General features: G+C 34.9%; 14 protein-coding genes. 10 read left to right on the top strand and 4 right to left on the bottom strand.

What is annotated here, in order from left to right:
• Positions 1–292 precede the first annotated feature (292 nt).
• The gene (locus ACIR131C_RS0120485; protein ID WP_028091656.1) at positions 293–1948 is read left to right on the top strand and encodes an iron uptake porin; all 1656 of its coding nucleotides are present in this window, start codon (positions 293–295) and stop codon (positions 1946–1948) included.
• A 98-nt stretch (positions 1949–2046) separates the two neighbouring features.
• Here ACIR131C_RS0120485 and ACIR131C_RS0120480 read toward each other — a convergent pair whose 3' ends face one another.
• Positions 2047–3243: a 1-deoxy-D-xylulose-5-phosphate reductoisomerase gene (locus tag ACIR131C_RS0120480; protein WP_028091655.1), complete on the bottom strand. Its 1197-nt coding sequence runs from the start codon at positions 3241–3243 to the stop codon at positions 2047–2049.
• A gap of 328 nt (positions 3244–3571) precedes the next feature.
• Here ACIR131C_RS0120480 and ACIR131C_RS0120475 point away from each other — a divergent pair, with 328 nt between their 5' ends.
• The gene (locus tag ACIR131C_RS0120475) at positions 3572–4924 is read left to right on the top strand and encodes a hypothetical protein (RefSeq protein WP_231395519.1); all 1353 of its coding nucleotides are present in this window, start codon (positions 3572–3574) and stop codon (positions 4922–4924) included.
• Between the two features lie 7 nt (positions 4925–4931).
• Here the strand turns inward: ACIR131C_RS0120475 and ACIR131C_RS0120470 are convergent, their stop codons facing one another.
• A complete protein-coding gene (locus ACIR131C_RS0120470) occupies positions 4932–5534 on the bottom strand; it encodes a Uma2 family endonuclease (RefSeq protein WP_028085117.1) in 603 nt (200 codons plus the stop codon).
• A gap of 66 nt (positions 5535–5600) precedes the next feature.
• Here ACIR131C_RS0120470 and ACIR131C_RS0120465 point away from each other — a divergent pair, with 66 nt between their 5' ends.
• From ACIR131C_RS0120465 to ACIR131C_RS0120455, 3 genes are read left to right on the top strand one after another with little or no spacing between them, the layout of a single operon-like run.
• Positions 5601–6806, top strand: a complete 1206-nt coding sequence (locus ACIR131C_RS0120465; RefSeq protein ID WP_035372655.1) for a membrane protein — start codon at positions 5601–5603, stop codon at positions 6804–6806.
• 3 nt (positions 6807–6809) lie between these two features.
• The gene (locus tag ACIR131C_RS0120460; protein WP_028091652.1) at positions 6810–8195 is read left to right on the top strand and encodes a DUF2079 domain-containing protein; all 1386 of its coding nucleotides are present in this window, start codon (positions 6810–6812) and stop codon (positions 8193–8195) included.
• A 25-nt stretch (positions 8196–8220) separates the two neighbouring features.
• On the top strand, positions 8221–9621 hold the full coding sequence (locus ACIR131C_RS0120455; protein ID WP_035372643.1) for a DUF2079 domain-containing protein: 1401 nt from the start codon (positions 8221–8223) through the stop codon (positions 9619–9621).
• 66 nt (positions 9622–9687) lie between these two features.
• Here ACIR131C_RS0120455 and ACIR131C_RS0120450 read toward each other — a convergent pair whose 3' ends face one another.
• Together ACIR131C_RS0120450 and ACIR131C_RS0120445 are read right to left on the bottom strand one after the other, a co-directional pair.
• Complete coding sequence (locus ACIR131C_RS0120450; RefSeq protein WP_028091650.1) at positions 9688–11217, bottom strand: ArnT family glycosyltransferase; 1530 nt, start codon at positions 11215–11217, stop codon at positions 9688–9690.
• 3 nt (positions 11218–11220) lie between these two features.
• Positions 11221–13680, bottom strand: coding sequence for a hypothetical protein (locus tag ACIR131C_RS0120445; RefSeq protein ID WP_028091649.1), 2460 nt, complete (start codon positions 13678–13680; stop codon positions 11221–11223).
• Positions 13681–13758: 78 nt separating this feature from the next.
• Between ACIR131C_RS0120445 and ACIR131C_RS0120440 the strand changes: the two genes are divergently transcribed.
• The 5 genes from ACIR131C_RS0120440 to ACIR131C_RS23700 form a co-directional block, all read left to right on the top strand.
• Positions 13759–14715 (top strand): glycosyltransferase family 2 protein, encoded by a 957-nt coding sequence (locus ACIR131C_RS0120440; protein ID WP_028091648.1) that lies wholly within the window; start codon positions 13759–13761, stop codon positions 14713–14715.
• Positions 14716–14839: 124 nt separating this feature from the next.
• A complete protein-coding gene (locus ACIR131C_RS0120435) occupies positions 14840–15208 on the top strand; it encodes an EamA family transporter (protein ID WP_028091647.1) in 369 nt (122 codons plus the stop codon).
• A 202-nt stretch (positions 15209–15410) separates the two neighbouring features.
• Positions 15411–16358, top strand: coding sequence for a polysaccharide deacetylase family protein (locus ACIR131C_RS0120430; RefSeq protein WP_028091646.1), 948 nt, complete (start codon positions 15411–15413; stop codon positions 16356–16358).
• A gap of 428 nt (positions 16359–16786) precedes the next feature.
• Positions 16787–17098 (top strand): CU044_2847 family protein, encoded by a 312-nt coding sequence (locus ACIR131C_RS0120425; RefSeq protein WP_028091645.1) that lies wholly within the window; start codon positions 16787–16789, stop codon positions 17096–17098.
• 86 nt (positions 17099–17184) lie between these two features.
• Positions 17185–18066: S1 family peptidase (locus ACIR131C_RS23700; RefSeq protein ID WP_196811824.1), on the top strand; the 882-nt coding region annotated here is incomplete at its 3' end.

The following is an 18066-nucleotide window of genomic DNA, read 5'->3' as shown; positions in this document are numbered from 1 at the left end:
AAATAATCAGGGCTAAAGCCCTGACTACAAACGTATCCTATGATAATTTTTTGTGACACTTGCGTAAGTCCTAGTTGACAAAAAAATCCGATTCATAACTTTGTGTTTACCAAATCATAATCATAAGATAAAAAAATAAAAAAAATTATAACTTCGTATAAAAATTTTGGTGTTTGGTTGTGTTAAGTGTTATTTATGATGTAGAATCAAATCATAAAACTTATGTGTAACTCCCTGAAGAGGGACTTTACCATAAGCTCAGTTCGTTTAGGTGTGAGAGAAATTAAAATTTATGAAAAAAGCTTTCTGGAATATCCTCAAAGTTAGCCCTGCTGTGGCCTTGACCTTATTGGCCGGTAACAGTGCCTTTGCCGGTGAAGTTAATGGTAAAGTGACAAGTGTTGCTGAATTATCTCAAGAGTCCAACAACCTGAGTCAAGTAACATCTGTTTCTCAATTTTCCGACGTACAGCCCACAGATTGGGCATTTCAATCTTTACAATCCTTAGTTGAACGTTATGGTTGTGCGGCTGGTTATCCCAGCGGTACTTTCCGTGGTAATCGTGCTTTAAGTCGTTATGAATTTGCTGCTGGTTTAAATTCCTGCTTAGACCGCGTGAATGAACTTATTGCTACTGCTACTGCTGACCTAGTGACAAAGCAGGATTTAGCGACTTTACAACGGTTGCAAGAAGAATTTAGCACTGAATTGGCAACTATTCGTGGTCAAGTAGATGCTTTAGAAGCTCGTACCGGCGAACTAGAAGCTAATCAATTTTCCACCACCACCAAACTATCTGGAGAGGCGATTTTCAACTTATCCCAAGCCTTTGGAGATAAGGTAGCGGTTCAATCCAGCGCTAGTGGTACAAGCCCAACAACAGACTTAAATTCTAATGCAACCTTCTCTGACCGAGTACGGTTGAGTTTGAACAGTAGTTTCACTGGTACAGACCAATTGCAAACTCGTTTGCAAGGAATAAATATCATACCTAATAGTGGTCTTACAGGTACTAACATGACTCGACTAGGTTATGATGGTGCTGCAAGTGGTAGTAATAGCAATAACACCGTAACTATTGACAAACTCAACTACGCCTTCAATTTAAAAAACAACATTCGTGTCAGAATTGATGCTACTGGTGCTGAGTTAAACGAAAACGTCAATGTTTTCAACCCCGACTTTAGAAGCAGTGGTACAGGTGCTTTGTCTCGCTACGGACGTTTCAGTCCCATTTATCGTCAGGCAGGTGACGGTGCTGGTATCACTGTTAACGTCAATCCTAATGGTAAATTGGGTTTGAGTGCAGCTTATTTTGCCACAGGTAGGGACAGTGCGGCTGATCCTAACGTAGGAAAAGGACTATTCGAGGGTAATAACACCATGTTTGGTCAGTTAGCTTTGAAGCCTAATCCAGCCATCAACATTGGTTTGACCTACGCCCACACTTATCAATCTGGTACTCCCAACCTCTTCGGAAGCACGGGTAGCATTAGAGCTAATACCCTTGGTCTTGTTGGTTCTAATAAGATTGAAGCAAGTAACTACGGTATACAAGGTACATTGCAACCCACTAAAAATATCACAATTGGTGGTTGGGGTGGTTATACCGCCGCTAGCACTTTAACTGGTAATAGCACTAGTGGAGAAATCTGGTATTGGGCTGCTACCTTGGGTATTAAAGACTTCATTAAAGAAGGTAATACTTTGGGTTTAATCGTCGGTCAATCACCTAAATTAACAGGTGGTACTGTTCGTACTGGTGCTACTACTAGTAATATTACCAGAGATTTTAACACTTCTTATCATATAGAAGGTCTTTACAAAGTGAAGCTTTCTGATAATATCCTTGTTACTCCAGGTGTAATAGTCATCTTGAATCCTGAGCATAACGACAAGAACAGCGCTGAATACGTTGGTACTTTACGGACCACTTTCACTTTCTAAAATTAGCCGTGGTTAACCCCACCCTAACCCTCCCTTTGCTAAGGGGAGGGGACAAGAATCCGGTTTCCCCCCTTGTTAAGCCAGGGGGTTTTAAACATTTAACCTACAGAGATTATTTGTGGTCGTGTTGCTACTTCTTCCATAGCTGCAAAAACTTCTTTTCTAGCCCATTGATCTGCGTTTAAAATGTCATCTAAAGTGGGATTTTGTTGGTTATGATGTTGATGGCGATCGCACACAAATTCGATACATTTAGGAATATCTAAAAATTGAATTTTCTCATCCAAAAATAACGCTACAACTTGTTCATTTGCTGCATTTAATACAGCGGGCATAGAACCACCAGCCCTACCAGCAGCATAAGCTAAACGCATACAGGGATATTTTTGATGATCTGGTTCACGGAAAGTTAAATCACCAGATTTGACTAGATTTAATCTTTCCCAATTAGTGTAAATTCGCTCTGGCCAAGATAAAGCATAAAGCAAAGGTAAACGCATATCTGGCCAACCCAGTTGGGCTAAAACTGAAGTATCTTGTAATTCTATTAATGAGTGAATAATACTTTGGGGATGAATGACAATTTCGATGTTGTTATAATCTACCCCAAATAAATAATGAGCTTCAATGACTTCTAGACCCTTATTCATCAAGGTTGCAGAATCTACGGTGATTTTTCTTCCCATTGACCAATTAGGATGTTTAAGAGCATCCGCAACTTTTACCGTTGCTAATTTTTCTACAGGCCAATCTCGGAAAGCACCACCGGAAGCGGTAAGTAATATCTTCCGTAACCCATCTTTGGGAACACCTTGGAGACATTGGAAAATGGCGGAATGTTCGGAATCTGCTGGTAATAATTTAACTCCATGTTTTTCGACTAAGGGTAAAACTACGGGAGCGCCAGCAATCAGAGTTTCTTTATTGGCTAAAGCAATATCTTTACCAGCTTCAATGGCGGCGATAGTCGGTAATAAACCCGCACAACCAACAATACCAGTAACAACGGTTTGAGAATCGCCATAACGAGCAACTTCTATCACTCCCTGCTCTCCAGCCAGTAAAATGGGTTGGGGATTTAAATCTTTAATGGCTTCTTTGAGTTCTGGTAATTTATCAGCAGCGGAAATGGCGGCGATTTCCGGGCGAAATTGGCGAATTTGCGCCGCAAATAACTCCACATTTCTTCCAGCAGCTAATCCAACAATGCGGAACTTATCTGGGTGTTCAGAGACGATATCTAGGGTTTGAGTACCAATTGAACCAGTAGAACCAAGTAGGGTAATGGCTTTCACAATTTTTTAAGAATTAATAGATAATTTTAACTATAAATGCCTTGGGACTCGTTGATCAGGGGAATTTTTACAATCATCAGACTTACTGACCAATTGCAAATTGTAGGTATATTTAGATGAATCTACATGATATGATTTTAATCATAATTAAACGCAGATAAACGCAGATAAACGCAGATACATGAATGGATTTCATAATTCCGTGCAGTTTTAGATGAAATTGGTATGAATGCTACATTAATAAATCTCTACGACAACCTTTGCTATTTTTGCCATTAATGCTTAACATTACTTAAAAGTAACATCAAATCAGGAAAAACAAAAGCCTATGGTTAAAGCACAAATAGCGATCGCTTCTCTTCGAGACGCTGCCCGTAGCTTGCCTATAATCGCTACCAGCATCGCTAAATTTATTTGGACGGAAGATTTCTTATTTCCCGCTGCTATGTGGTTTTTAAGTCGTCTATGGGTGGGGATTTCTATGTTGCTGATTGCTCCCAATCTCCCCCCATTACCAGATGGAATTACGCCCCATTTGGGCTGGGAGATTTTTAATGTTTGGGATACTGTACATTATCGGGCGATCGTTACTGAAGGTTATGAATTTGTTGATGATGGTAAACAACATAATTTAGCATTTTTTCCCCTGTTTCCTGTCAGCATTTTTATGTTCATGAAATTGGGTTTTTCCTTTGAAATAGCTGGATTAATCATCAATAATTTGGCATTTTTAGGTACAGTTTATTGTTTATATTCTTGGGTAAAAAAACAATGTGGCATCAGTGCAGCCCATTGGACAATTGCTTTCATAACTTGTTGTCCCATGTCTTTATTTACAGGAGTAATTTACACAGAAGGTTTATATTTGTTATTAAGTACAATAGCTTTACGTTCCTTTGATCAAAAACAATATATTTGGACGGCAATTTGTGGAGCAATGGCAACAGCAACACGCCCCACAGGCATGGTATTAATCCCCGCATTTTTAATCACAGCTTGGCGACAAAATAAACCACCAATTGCCTATATAGCAGGTTTATTATCCGCTACAGGTTTATTAGTATTCAGTGTGTATTGTGGGCTAAATTTTGATAATTTTTTAGCCTTCATTGCTGCACAAAAAGGGTGGCGGCCTTCCTTAGGTTTTGATTGGGAAGGTTGGTTAAATATGTTTATGCAAATTCCTTTTGGCAACAATTGGTATTTTGGTTGGGTGGAAAATGATGAAGGTGGAGTTAAAGACTTTTGGTATCCGCTGTTTTTTAGTTTAATTGTCATTAGTTCTTCTTGTTTATTCTATTGGCGTAAATATTTCCATCCCCAGATATTCCGTGCTGCTTATGTTATAGTCATATTATTATTAATAATTGCAGACCAAGGATTAATAAATAATTTGCTCAACCTATCTATGATATTAGGTAGTAGCTACCTCTTATGGTATTTCCGTCAGCAACTAACTCCCGTTATGGTAGTTTATGGTTTTTGTGGTATTGGTTTACTTTTAGCTTCTGGTGGGACAATTTCTTTAAGTCGTCTTGCTTATGGCATTGTGCCTCTGAGCGCAGCTATAGGTGTGTGTTTGTCTCGCTATCCCCGTCAAGCTTATTTATTGATGGGTATATTTATCACTTTGTTAAGTAAATTAGCAGTGGGTTTTGCCCAGGAAATTTGGGTTGGTTGAGGAGGTTTTAACTATTGTTTTTTGTTTCAGGTTCTGCAATTTCAAATTTGACTTTATTATATATATCCTGCAAAGAAATTGTGAAAGGTACTGTTGTCAGAGATATATTTTCATCTTCTGCATCATATTCACAAAAATTCCATCTTTTTTTCCCAATTTTAGAAAATTGTTCTACATGAATACGGTTTTGATCAATTAATAGGTATTCTTGAAAAGTGGGAATTGTTCTGTAAGCGGTAAATTTATCTTCTTTGTCGTAACTTTTAGTAGATTTAGACAAAACTTCTATAATTACCTGGGGGTTTGTAATTGTATCTGTCCGATTGTTGAAAAATTTCGGCTCATCTGCAATAATGATCACATCTGGATAAGTGTATATTAGCTTTTGAGGTATCCATAGACGCATATCACCCATGAAAACTTCGTAATTTTGATTTTTGAAGGCAAAATTTAGCACGGCGTAAAAATTACCTGTAATGCGGTTATGATTTATGGATGCACCAGCCATAGCAATGATTTGTCCGTCAATGTATTCGCTTTTGTAGTCAGCAGTTGCTTCTAATTCCAGATATTCCTCTGGAGTGTAATATTGCTTTTGGATTAGTTGCATATTTTTGATTAGAGAGCTATGTTTTTTAGTCTAGCATATCAGGAATAATTAATTATCATGTTTATGATGAAAAAATCAATTGAAACATTATTAGCGCTAATTGCAAATAGGTTTAATAATTTGCTAAAATTTAGACAATTACAGATGCCAAAATATTGGTTTATGGGCATTTTATTCGCTGTGGTAGTCAGATTAGTTTGTGTTCCTAATAAATCTGTAGATTATAAATACTTTTTAGATCCTTGGTATGATTTTATTGTCAATAATGGCGGATTTAGTGCCTTTAAATATGGTTTTTATGATTATACACCATCCTATCTTTATTGGTTATTAATTGCTGCTACCTTACTATCTGGAGTCCCGAAAATATTAGGAATTAAACTTTTTGCGATGATTATAGATTTTATTTGTGCATTTTTCACATATAAAATTGTCAAACTTAAATATCCTATAGGTAAAATGGCAAATTGGGCATTTTTAGCGGTTATATTAAGTCCCACCGTAATTTATAATAGTTCTCTTTGGGGTCAATGTGATGTTATTTACACCACTGGATTAATTGCCTGTATTTACTTTTTATCTATTCACAAACAAATTCCCGCATTAATAAGTTTTGGTGTAGCACTTTCCTTTAAATTACAAGCGATGTTTTTAGCACCTTTATTATTAATTTTATTGATTAAAAAAAGAATATTTTGGTTTTATTTACCAATAATTCCTTTAGTATATATAACAGCAATGTTACCCGCTTGGATTGCTGGTAGACCAATAAAAGAATTACTCTTAGTATATTTTGAACAATCTCATAAATATAAAGAATTGGCTAAAAATGTCCCTAATCTCTATCAATGGATTCCTAACGATTATTATAATATTGTAGTACCAATAGGTTTACTATTAACTGTAACTGCGATATTTTTGTTAGCATATCTTGTTTATAGAAGTAAATTAGAAATAACTCAAGATAGACTCATACATTTAGCGACAATATCAGTATTTATTATGCCATATTTATTACCCAAAATGCACGAAAGATATTTTTATCCTACAGATATTTTATCTATTATCTTTGCTTTTTACTTTCCTGAATATCGTTGGGTAGCAATATCAGTGCAACTGGCATCATTTTTTAGTTACTTGGGAACTCCTATATATATCCAGTTGTTTTCTATTCCTTTAGGTTTTACATTGTGGTTTGTGGTGCGGAATTGTGATATGATTTACCCCAAATCAAAAACGGATTTTGCCTTAAACATTAATAATAAAAAATAAACAATTGTGGAAAAATTACTAACCCGAAATAATATTAGTAAAATTATCGGTATTAGTGCCTTAATTTTATTTATATCTAGTATTATCAGACATGAATTATTTAATTCATCTGGAGATTTAGCATTTTTTGATCAAACAGTTTACTTAGTTAGTCAGGGAAAACCGCCAATTTCCTCCGTACTTGGTTTTCACATTTTAGCTGATCATGCTGCTTGGATATTGTATCCTATAGCTTTACTATATAAAATTTATCCTCATGTTTATTGGTTGTTTGCAGTCCAGTCTATTGCTTTGTCTTTAGGTGCTTTTCCTACATATTTACTGGCAATACAAGCGGGTTTGAAAGAAAATCAAGCAATAGCAATAGTAATTGTTTACTTACTATATCCAGTCCTATATAACAGCAACTTGTGTGATTTTCACCCAGATACAATAGCTGTTCCTGCAATTTTAACAGCAGTTTTAGCTGCGAGAAAAGGAAAATTAATTTGGTTTTGTATAAGTGTTCTGATAGTATTAGGATGTAAAGCGGTACTTTCCTTAACAGTAGTAGCTATGGGTATTTGGTTACTATTTTTTCAAAAGCGGCGTTTGTATGGTGTAATTGCTATCATTAGTGGTATAGCATGGTTTTTAATTGCTAACAAAATTATTATTCCTTTTTTTGGCAGCGAAGCAACATTGGTCAACCGACATTTTTACCGCTATAGCTATTTAGGAAAGTCATTTTCTGAAACATTACAAATTTTCCTATCTCAACCGCAAATTATTTTTAGTCACATTTTTACTCTGATAAATCTAGAATATTTATTTTTCTTATTAGCACCTATAATCTGGGGTTTAATACCTAAATATATGACACCATTGATAGGTGCAATTCCTTGTATGGCATTAAATATACTTGCTGATCATGCTTCACAGAAAAATGTAATTTTACATTATTCTTTACCAACAATTCCATTTTTAATCTTAGCATTAATTGCCAGTATAGCAGCCAATAAAGCATGGATAAAGCCAAGAAAAGTAATTATTTTGTGGTCTTTATTTTGGTTTTTATTTTTAGGCAAATGGGGATTTTTTATGTCAAAATATCTTAACTTTGTAGACAATTGGCAAGCTACAAGACAAGCAATATCTTTAATTAAAACTCAAGATAGTGTTTTAACTACAGATGTAATTACTCCCCATTTAACCCATAGACAAGAGATTAATTTTAAATATAGTATTAATGAATTAAATAAGTTTCATTATATACTGCTGAATATTCGTCATCCTGGTTGGGGAGGAACTATGGAAGATTATCATAATTTGAGGAATGAACTGAAAAAGCGTTCTGATTTTAATTTGAAATATCAACGCGATGATGTGTATCTCTTTGTGCAACAATAATAAGAGTTAATTATTATCTCGGCAAATGGAATTAAATCTTGGGAAAAATAAAAACGGACTTGGCGCTATTAGTTGGATGATTGCTGTAAGTGCTTTCATTTTATTTGCTTGTAGCAGTTTAAGACACACCCTATTTCAATCAACCGCTTTTGATTTAGGGATTTTTGACCAGGCAATTTATTTAATTAGTCAGGGAAAAGAACCCATTACTACGATACAAGGGTTTCATATTCTTGGTGATCATGCTGCTTGGATTCATTATATTTTGGCTTTACCATACAAAATTTACCCTAGTGTCTATTGGTTATTTATAATCCAGTCATTGGCGTTAGCTTTAGGTGCTTTACCTACATGGTATCTAGCCATGCAAGCAGGATTGAAAGAAAGTCAAGCTATGGCAATTGCAACTGCTTATTTATTGTATCCAGTAGTATTTAATGGCAACTTATTTGATTTTCATCCTGAAGTTATTGCCGTACCCTTACTTTTAAGTGCAGTTTTAGCAGCACGTTTGGAAAATATCGCTTGGTTTTGTGTATGTATTATTCTCACTTTGGGATGTAAGGCTGTATTGTCCCTCACTGTTGTGGCTATGGGAATAGGGTTAATGTTATTTGAAAAGAAGCGTTTGTGTGGCTTATTAGCTATTATTCTGGGTAGTGCTTGGTTTATTATTGCCACTAAATTAATTATTCCGGCTTTTAGTGGTGCAGAAGCAGCAGCAGTAGGACGTTACAGTTATTTAGGTAACTCGGTTTTTGAGATTGCCAAAAATTTAATTTTTCAACCTGGATTAATATTCAGTAAGATATTTTCTTTGGATAATTTTGGTTACTTAATTTTATTATCAGCGCCCATAATTTGGGGTTTATCCACTGCCAGTTTAAAACCTTTAATTGGTGCTATTCCTTGTGTAGCACTCAATTTAATCGCTGATTATCAAGCCCAAAAAGATTTAGTTCATCAATATACATTACCAGCTTTACCATTTTTGATATTGGCTGTTATTGCTAGTCTTGCTGTAGGTAAGGGATTACTACAAAATAAACGGGGAATCATTATTTGGTCATTAATTACATTTCTCTGCTTGGCAAAATTTACCCATTTTACAGGTAAATATTTAGAGTCTATAGATAATTTGCCAGCTACAAGAGAAGCAATTTCTCTGGTCAAAAATCAGGGTAGCGTCTACACAACGGCGCAAATTACCCCACATTTAAGTAACCGGGATTTAATTAAATTTACAAATGCAGATTTTCCCAATCAAGATTTGAATATTTTTGATTATATATTGTTAAATGTCCGTCATCCAGGTTGGGCAAGTAATCAAGAATTTGCAACAAGTTTAGTAAATCAATTAACCAACAAGCCAAGATTTAAATTGACATATCAACAAGATGATATTTATTTATTCACAAAAAATTAACGTAAAATATCTTCTGGTAGTGGTGAATTAAAGTCCGGGGTCTGGAATTTCTGTATTGTACATCCTCTAATTAATTAGTGGTGAAATCAATTTAAAACCTTCTGATTCCCCGATAATTTTACTCTCCTTTAAATTCATTTTCTGCAAGGTGTCATTATCCACCAACAAATAAGATTTATGAACAAACTTATCTTGTAAATCTGCAAGAGATGTAGGAATAACTTTACAATCACTATAAAAGTCTAAACTAGGACGACCATCAGGAAAAGAAGTATAAATTTCTGTTCCTGGTGGAATATTATCCCTAATTAATGCTGCAACTGGTAAAACGGGGAATTTTTCATTTAACTCCCATATCCATGACTGGGAACTCATTAACATTGCTAAAACTAAATACATTCCCGCAAATAAAACCGGGATAAATTGACGGTTATGCTGATTAATAAACCATGATGTGATTCCCATAGTCACTGCTAAAATCATACTCATAACAATTAACAATGGCTGTTTATCAACTATACTAAAATAAACACAACCTACTAAACCAATAATAACTAAAAATGCAAAAAATCCTGTCAAAAATCTGGTTTTAAACTTCTCTTCCTGCCAAATATAACTTAAATTAGCCCCAATTGCTAAAGCTAAAAATGGGTATATGGGCATAATATACCAGGGTAATTTGGTACTCATTAAAGAAACTATGGCAAAATAAACAATTGTACCAATGAGAGTTAAACAACCCCAAGCAGTATGACGATTTTTCCAACTTAAATATAAACCACCTGGCCAAAATAACAACCAGGGAAAACCATATTTTATCACTTCCAGTAAATAATACCAAATCGGACCGGTATTACCTTCTACAGCTTTTCCTAGTCTATCAAAAGCTTGAGACTGAAAATGCACTTCTAAGAAAATATTACCATAATGTTGCCATTGAGCAAAATACCAAGCAATAGCAGGGAAATTTCCTAAAAACATTCCTATCCATAGAAATGGATTTTTAAATATAGCTAATTGTTTATTAGCAATGATAAATAAACCTGCTATTCCTGCTAAAACTACTACTAACATTCCCTTTGTCAGAGTAATTAAACCCAAACAAAATCCGATACCAACAGCATATTTTCTATCATGACGCGCTTTGAGAACACAAAATAATAATAATAAGAAAAAGGAAATAGTCATTCCATCTAACATTGCTAGTCTACCATGACGGACTACAGGCAATAATGTTAAATAAACCAAAGCCGAAAATAAAGCTGGTAAAGTTTCTGCAAAAATTAACCTTCCAATTAAGTAAAGTAAAGGAACTCCTAGCGCGGTTAAAAATGCTCCGGGAAATCTAGTAGTAAATTCTTGTATTCCTCCTGCATGATAGCAAATAGCAATTAACCACTGCATTAAAGGTGGTTTTAATAAAAAAGGATCTCCTTGAATAGTAGGATAAACCCAGTTACCAGTACGATAAATTTCTCTAGCAACTATAGCATAAGTACCTTCATCCCAATCTCGTAAAGGTAAATTTCCCAGAAACATTACCCATAAAAGCAAAGACGCTACCAATAACCCTAATAACCATTGTTTATTGTTCATATTTTAGAAGTGAATTAAGGGGAGAAATTTCATAATATTTGTCACTGTTTTTAAAGTCTTTAATTCTGGGATATCTGGTTTGATTTTTTCTACCATTATTAACTGCTTTTCGGCTTGTCTGGGTTGAAAGTCATATAAATAAACAACTCCTAAATAAAGCCAAGTATAAGGATTTTTTGCATCATATTTAGTTAATTCTGTTAAATTCTGAATTAATTCCGGTGCTTTGCGCTGTAAAAGTTGTGATAGCACTAGAGTATAACGCCAATTTAAGTTATTTGGTTGATTTTTTAAGTAATAATTAGCAGCAAATTCAATTTGTTTTAAATAGTCTTGAGTCGGGTCATATTGATTAAAATTATCTATCTGTACAAAGATATTATCTAACTTGCCATTTTGTAATTCTACTGCTAATTGTGACATTCGAGAAACTAAATCTAAAGGTGGTGTTTTTTCTACTTTTCCTGTGTCTGTAACATTTACAGTTATATCAGAACTATTTAAAGGTGTGATTTTACCAGTAATTCTATCTAAATATAATGCTGATAGTTGATATTTTCCTAGTGGTAATTCCTGGGGAATAAATGTAGCTAGATTCTCAATGACTCGAAAATTTCCCTGGGGATGACATTTTAAACCACAATATAAATTACCTAGACCAATTGCATGATCATGATACCAAGCTGATTGGCCATTTTCCCATTTTAATAGTAATAAACCATTTTGTAATTCATTCCACGAACCAGTTATTTGATAAGTAACGGAGTTATTTTTACCTATTATAAATTGATTAGCAGTTATAACTTTTTCTAAAGCAACTGATTTCTGATCATGCTGATTATTATTTAATTTTTCAATTAATTTTTCAACAACTATCTGAGGATTTTTCCGATGATATAATCTTAATTTATCACCATGAGGTAATACCCAATCACCTTGTAATTTTAAATCAGGAGAAGTTTCTATCAAAGATTTTAATTTGCGTTTAGTTTCTCCCTTTTCTCCTGGTTCGTCTGGTTCATTATCTTTGGTAACATACCAAGATAAATACTGTAAATCTTGGTCTACTTGCGATAATTTCATGGTTAATTTTCTCCCATAGACGCGAAAATCAGCCAATGTACCGAAATAATCTAAGGTAAATTCATTAACTTGGGGTGTAGAAACGGGAACTACTCCTAAAGTTGTTTTTAAATATGGGGTAGTTTGATAAATTTTCTCGATTAATTCAGCAAGAGGATATTTTTTACTTTCATTATTTGGTAAATGTTTTCCTCCATAAGCCTGAATTAGAGGTAAAGGAAATAAATTATTTAGTAAAATTATGCCACTTAATAGTATAGTTGCTAATCTTAATTTATTAAACCAGATATTTTCAATTAAATTAAAAAAGTAAGCTAAAATTAAACTAATTACCGGAAAAGAAGGAAGAATAAATCTAATGTCTTTGTTTGTCCCCAGAGAACAAATTACATAGCTACCAATTAGAAAAATAAATAACCAATTTAAAGCAGATTTAGCTAAATTATCTTTAACTGCATTTTGACTAAATCTAGATTTAAAAAGATAAATTAAGAAAATACCAATACTCATAAATAATATCGGAAAACCAACAGTTTCTGGGATAGTTTGCGGATAATATAACCAACCAGCAATGGTTGTCGCAGCAGGATCACCCTCTCCTTTTCCCACATTATTAGCATTTAATGCAGAAGTAATAATAGTTAACCAATTTAAACTATACCAAGAACCACAAATTAACCAAGCTAAAATTAAAGATAAGGCTGTTTGAATTAGTTTAATAAATTTACGTTTGCTGATAAAAATAATTAATGTGTAGATACTAGGAATCAGAATAAAAATAAAACCTGTGGGTTTAGCTAACATAATTAACCCTATTCCTAACCCCAATATCAAAGTTAATACCCATGACACAAAACCAGTATGACTATCTTTCCAAATTGTTAAAATGGTGAAAGTAGCTATGACAATAGACGTTAAACCATAATCTAATAAATAATCAGTTCGCATAATTCCCATAATGGGAAATAATAAGCAAAATATGCTGGCTGTGATGCCAATTTTTCGGTTTTTAAATAAATAATTCCCTAAGTGATATACTGATAAAGTCAGTATAGCTGTATATAATAAATTGACTAAACTCGCTTGATCATAGCCTTTACCAAATAATACCAAAAATGGTACAGTACAAATATACACAAAAGGAGCGCGATAACTGGGGGTTAATTCCCACAGAGATAACCACCAATTACCTGATAAAATATTCAGGTTTTGAAAAATTCGATAATGATGCAATGCTGCGGTTAAATGGGCGCTTTGATCATAGGATGGAATAGATTCATCTAAGAAAAACCATGTTCTATCTATCAGTAATCCTATCAACCAAATTGTTAATAGTATGATATAGTCTTTATTGATTTTCAGATAACGGTAATCATTCATTAGGTTTTGATTTTCAGGTAATTAAATTTTAAAGATGAATTTTAAACATTTTCAAGTTTCTCAAAAAATTTTATCATGATCAACCAACCTATCTACTCCCTCGTGATTCCCATTTATAACGAATCAGAAAACATCACAGAGATGTATCGCCGATTACATCATGTCATGGCACAGTTAGACGGTGATGCTGAATTAATTTTAATAGATGATGGTAGCCGCGATCGCTCTTTAAGTATGATGCGCGAATTACACCATCTTGACAACCGAGTCCATTACCTCAGTCTAGCCCGGAATTTTGGACATCAAATTGCCGTTACCGCAGGTTTGAACTTTGTCCAAGGTAAATGTATCATTGTTATGGATGCCGATCTCCAAGATCCACCAGAATTAATCTTAACCATGATTGACAAATGGCATCAAGGATATCAAGTAGTTTATGCCCAGAGGACATCTCGTCAACAAGAAACCTGGCTAAAACGCTTGACAGCATATCTTTTTTATCGCATTCTTCGACGTTTGGCTAAAGTTGATATTCCCGAAGATACAGGAGACTTTTGTTTAATGGATAGACAGGTCGTAAATATCCTTAATTCTATGCCCGAACGTAATCGCTACATTCGCGGTTTACGTGCTTGGGTAGGTTTTCGACAAACTTCCGTACCTTTTGCACGAGATCCCCGCTTTGCTGGTACAGTAAAATATACATTTGGTAAATCTTGGGCTTTAGCAATTGATGGTATTATCTCCTTTTCCACAGTTCCCTTGAGGCTGGCAACTTATATAGGCATATTATCAGCTTTTATTGCCCTATTTATGATATTATTAGTTTTGTATTGGCGTTTATCCCAACCATTCTCCCCCATAATCGGTTACACATTAATTACAATTGCCATGTTCTTCCTTGGTTCAGTACAATTAATTTGTATTGGTATTTTAGGCGAATATATTGGCCGGATATACGAAGAAGTCAAAGGTCGTCCTCTTTATACATTAAAGGAAACTGGAGGTTTAAAAGAAAACTCAAATATAACATGACCATAGTATCATTTTATTCAATCTCAACGGGATAAACCTTGTTTCTGTAGCAGCGTTTACCATTGACGTAGTGAATCCCTATGGATTCGTATTTGTGTTCTATATAATATCTCAGGTAATATCCGTGTCAATCCAAGAATTTAGTTTACTGCTAATTTCAGTTATCATTAGTGTTGGTGGACAGTTTTTTTTGAAGATAGGAGCGACAAAATTAGGTAAAGTTGATGCAGGTAACGCTATTAGTCATATTCTCAGTATTGTGACTACACCAGAACTTTTATTAGGACTAACCTGTTATGGTATTGGTGCTATAGCTTATATTCTCCTGCTGACGAGAATCAATCTTAGCGTTGCTGCTCCCGCTGTATCAATTGGTTATATATTTTCCGTATTATTAGGTTACTTTGTTTTAAAAGAAACTATTCCTCTCAACCGTGTTTTTGGACTAGGTTTAATTGTCACGGGAGTGATATTAGTAGTTTGGAAAAAATAAACTATGTCCTCACCCACTCTAGCAAATCTTCAAACCTCTCCCCTGTCAAGGAAGAGACTTGAACTCGTCTTTATTGATAATTCAAAGGAGTTGGAAGTTAGGTCAGGCTAGTGAATCTCAGTATATAGAGAAATGTGTTATAACCTAGCATCAGAGTCATGATCCTGATCATTTATTGCTCACCCCTTGAAGGAGTTATGCTGTGGAAAATAATAAGTCATTTTTTGAGACGCAGGGAATATTAATATCAATACTTGGCTTAACTGGTGCTTTAAGCATTGCTTTGATGATCATGTTCAAAGGTAACACCTCTGACGCTGAAAATCGCAGCGTCAGCACCAAGGATAATGATACTGCTGTTCTTATGGTAACTCAAGAGCGGTTAGAGCAGTTGAAAACAGAAATGCTCACCAGTTGGCAACAACAAGCACAAGCAAAAGGTGTTTCTACTGATGTACCGACTAACTTTCAAGGAATTGTCGTCAGTGAAGCTAAACTTCCCCCAGGAAAAAAAGTTATCGCCCTAACCTTTGATGATGGTCCTTGGCCTAATAGTACAGCAAAAGTATTAGATATTCTCCAGAAAAATCGCATCAAAGGCACATTTTTCGTCGTCGGACAAAATGTTAAGAATTATCCTGACTTGACAAAACGAATAGTTGCAGATGGTCATACTATCGCTAATCATACTTGGCATCACTGGTATCATCACATGAATGCACAGGTAGCCGCTGCGGAAGTTGCAAATACCGGAGACATAATTTATCAAACTACAGGGGTGAAAACTAGTCTATTTCGTCCACCTGGTGGCAATATGACCAATGGGGTGGTAGCTTATGCTAAAAGTAATAAATATGCTGTTATTATGTGGTCATCTGATTCCAAGGACTATTCACGTCCCGCTGTACCTCGGTTAATGAATAATATCTTTAGAGAAGCTAAACCGGGTGGTATTGTATTAATGCACGATGGAGGCGGAGATAGATCTCAGACTGTTAAAGCATTACCAGCAATTATTAGTAAGTTTCGCAAACAGGGTTATGAATTTGTCACTATTCCCGAACTTTTAGAAATGCAAGATCAGTATCCATCTTTAATTGCCCACAATAAAACAAAATCTCAAAAACCCCAAAAACCCAAGAAACCTTAAAGAAATAATGTCAGAATCAGGATACCCAGGATTAAAGGATGAACAGGATGAATAAGCTGTTGGACATTTAGATTGTATATTGCTCACAACTAAAACTCTTGTGGAACAGGCATCCTGCCTGTTTTAATTATGCAAATTAAATCTTTCTCAGCTTATACCAATTCTGTATGAAGATGCACATAATCGTAATTAAATCCTGTAAATCCTTAAATCCTGGACATCCTGATTCAGACAAAAAAGATGAAAGGATGAACAGAATAAATACAGATAAAGTAGACATCTCTAAATACGCAATGAGTGGGGGATTATACTAATGATGAGAGCGATCGCACAATCATGATATTATCCATTTATGTCTTGCGTGTTATTCTCAGTCCACCTTGTTACAAGACAAGCTGTTACACAAAAATTAACCGGAAAAATTAATTATGGCAGATAGAACCGAAATTCTTCCCCTTAAACTTTCTGATGGCCAAATAGTTAAAGTAGAAGTTACGCCTATAGGGGAACAACCTGTTTCTGCTGACACTAGAGTCCTTCAACAAGCAACAAAAATTATTAAATCCATTGCTGAAGATGTCGCGGGTACATTAGAAGATATCAAAGAAGCAGTCAAACCAGATAAATTTACCGTCAAGCTAGGGTTACAAATTGGAGTTGAGGCAGGACAACTAACTGCTTTAATTGTCAAAGGAACAGGCACAGCTAATCTGGAAATTACGATGGAATGGGGTAAATAAACGTTAATTCCCCCATACTTGTCATTCCCTCACAGCTATGGTACTCTTATCATCAATATGCTATGTGAGCTATGTGAGGGTAATCAATGGCTAACGAAGATAATTTACAACGCTGCTTAGAACGCTGCACAGTGCGTTTAAATTTAGCTGACAGTCAGGGAACAGGTTTTTTTGTTGCATCGGGTTGGATTCTCACCTGCGCTCATGTGGTTGAATCTGCAAAAGATAATCCTGTGCGGGTATTCTGGAAAGCAGAAAAGCGGAATTCTACTGCTAGGGTTAAGCAATTATACGAATATCCTATTGATTTAGCCCTATTGAAATTAGAGGGAGATAATTTCAATCATCCGTGTGTTGAATTGGATGTTACAGAACCTAATCACGATGATAATTTATATATTTTTGGTTATCCCAAAGATGCGGAAGTTGATTATTCTCAGGGAGATTCCGCAAGCTTTGAATATGAAGGAATAAGTTATAAAGACGACATTGTTCTTCATAAGTTCAAGCACGGGCAAGTTAAATCAGGCTTTAGTGGTTCACCTTTGCTAAATGTACGAACAGGAAAAGTTTGTGGTATTGTACATCTTTCTCGTGATAGAAGTACCGATTTAGGGGGGCGGGCAGTCTCCGCTAAAGTGATTTTACAAAAGTTTCCCGAAATTGCCCAACTTAATAAACAATTTCATCAGCAACAATCACCTGATAATAATCAGCCACTTACCGAAAAAGATGGAGACAATATGAACAAATCTCCACTTAGCGAAGAAGATAGAGACAACCTGAAAAAATTTTTGTTGGATAATACACTTGCGGATAGTCCTGACCAAAGAAGAACACTGTGCATAAATCTTGGTATTTTCGAGATAGCAAGAAGACGAAACTTAACAAGGAAAGAGGAATATGATTTTGTCACAGATTTAGTTAAATGGTTACATGATACATACAATCAAAAAGCCCTGAATAAT

This window comes from Dolichospermum circinale AWQC131C, from assembly GCF_000426905.1.
GTDB lineage: Bacteria > Cyanobacteriota > Cyanobacteriia > Cyanobacteriales > Nostocaceae > Dolichospermum > Dolichospermum circinale.
The sequence above is the reverse complement of the archived record's forward strand: the minus strand, read 5'-3'. Positions and strand labels throughout refer to the sequence as shown.

What these genes read in the sequence shown, in the direction of transcription:
- ACIR131C_RS0120455 (WP_035372643.1), top strand. Translation starts at nt 8,221, where the DNA reads ATGGAATTAAATCTTGGGAAAAATAAAAACGGACTTGGCGCTATTAGT.
- ACIR131C_RS0120475 (WP_231395519.1), top strand. Translation starts at nt 3,572, where the DNA reads ATGGTTAAAGCACAAATAGCGATCGCTTCTCTTCGAGACGCTGCCCGT.
- ACIR131C_RS0120425 (WP_028091645.1), top strand. Translation starts at nt 16,787, where the DNA reads ATGGCAGATAGAACCGAAATTCTTCCCCTTAAACTTTCTGATGGCCAA.
- ACIR131C_RS0120465 (WP_035372655.1), top strand. Translation starts at nt 5,601, where the DNA reads ATGAAAAAATCAATTGAAACATTATTAGCGCTAATTGCAAATAGGTTT.
- ACIR131C_RS0120470 (WP_028085117.1), bottom strand. Translation starts at nt 5,534, where the DNA reads ATGCAACTAATCCAAAAGCAATATTACACTCCAGAGGAATATCTGGAA.
- ACIR131C_RS0120450 (WP_028091650.1), bottom strand. Translation starts at nt 11,217, where the DNA reads ATGAACAATAAACAATGGTTATTAGGGTTATTGGTAGCGTCTTTGCTT.
- ACIR131C_RS0120445 (WP_028091649.1), bottom strand. Translation starts at nt 13,680, where the DNA reads ATGAATGATTACCGTTATCTGAAAATCAATAAAGACTATATCATACTA.
- ACIR131C_RS0120485 (WP_028091656.1), top strand. Translation starts at nt 293, where the DNA reads ATGAAAAAAGCTTTCTGGAATATCCTCAAAGTTAGCCCTGCTGTGGCC.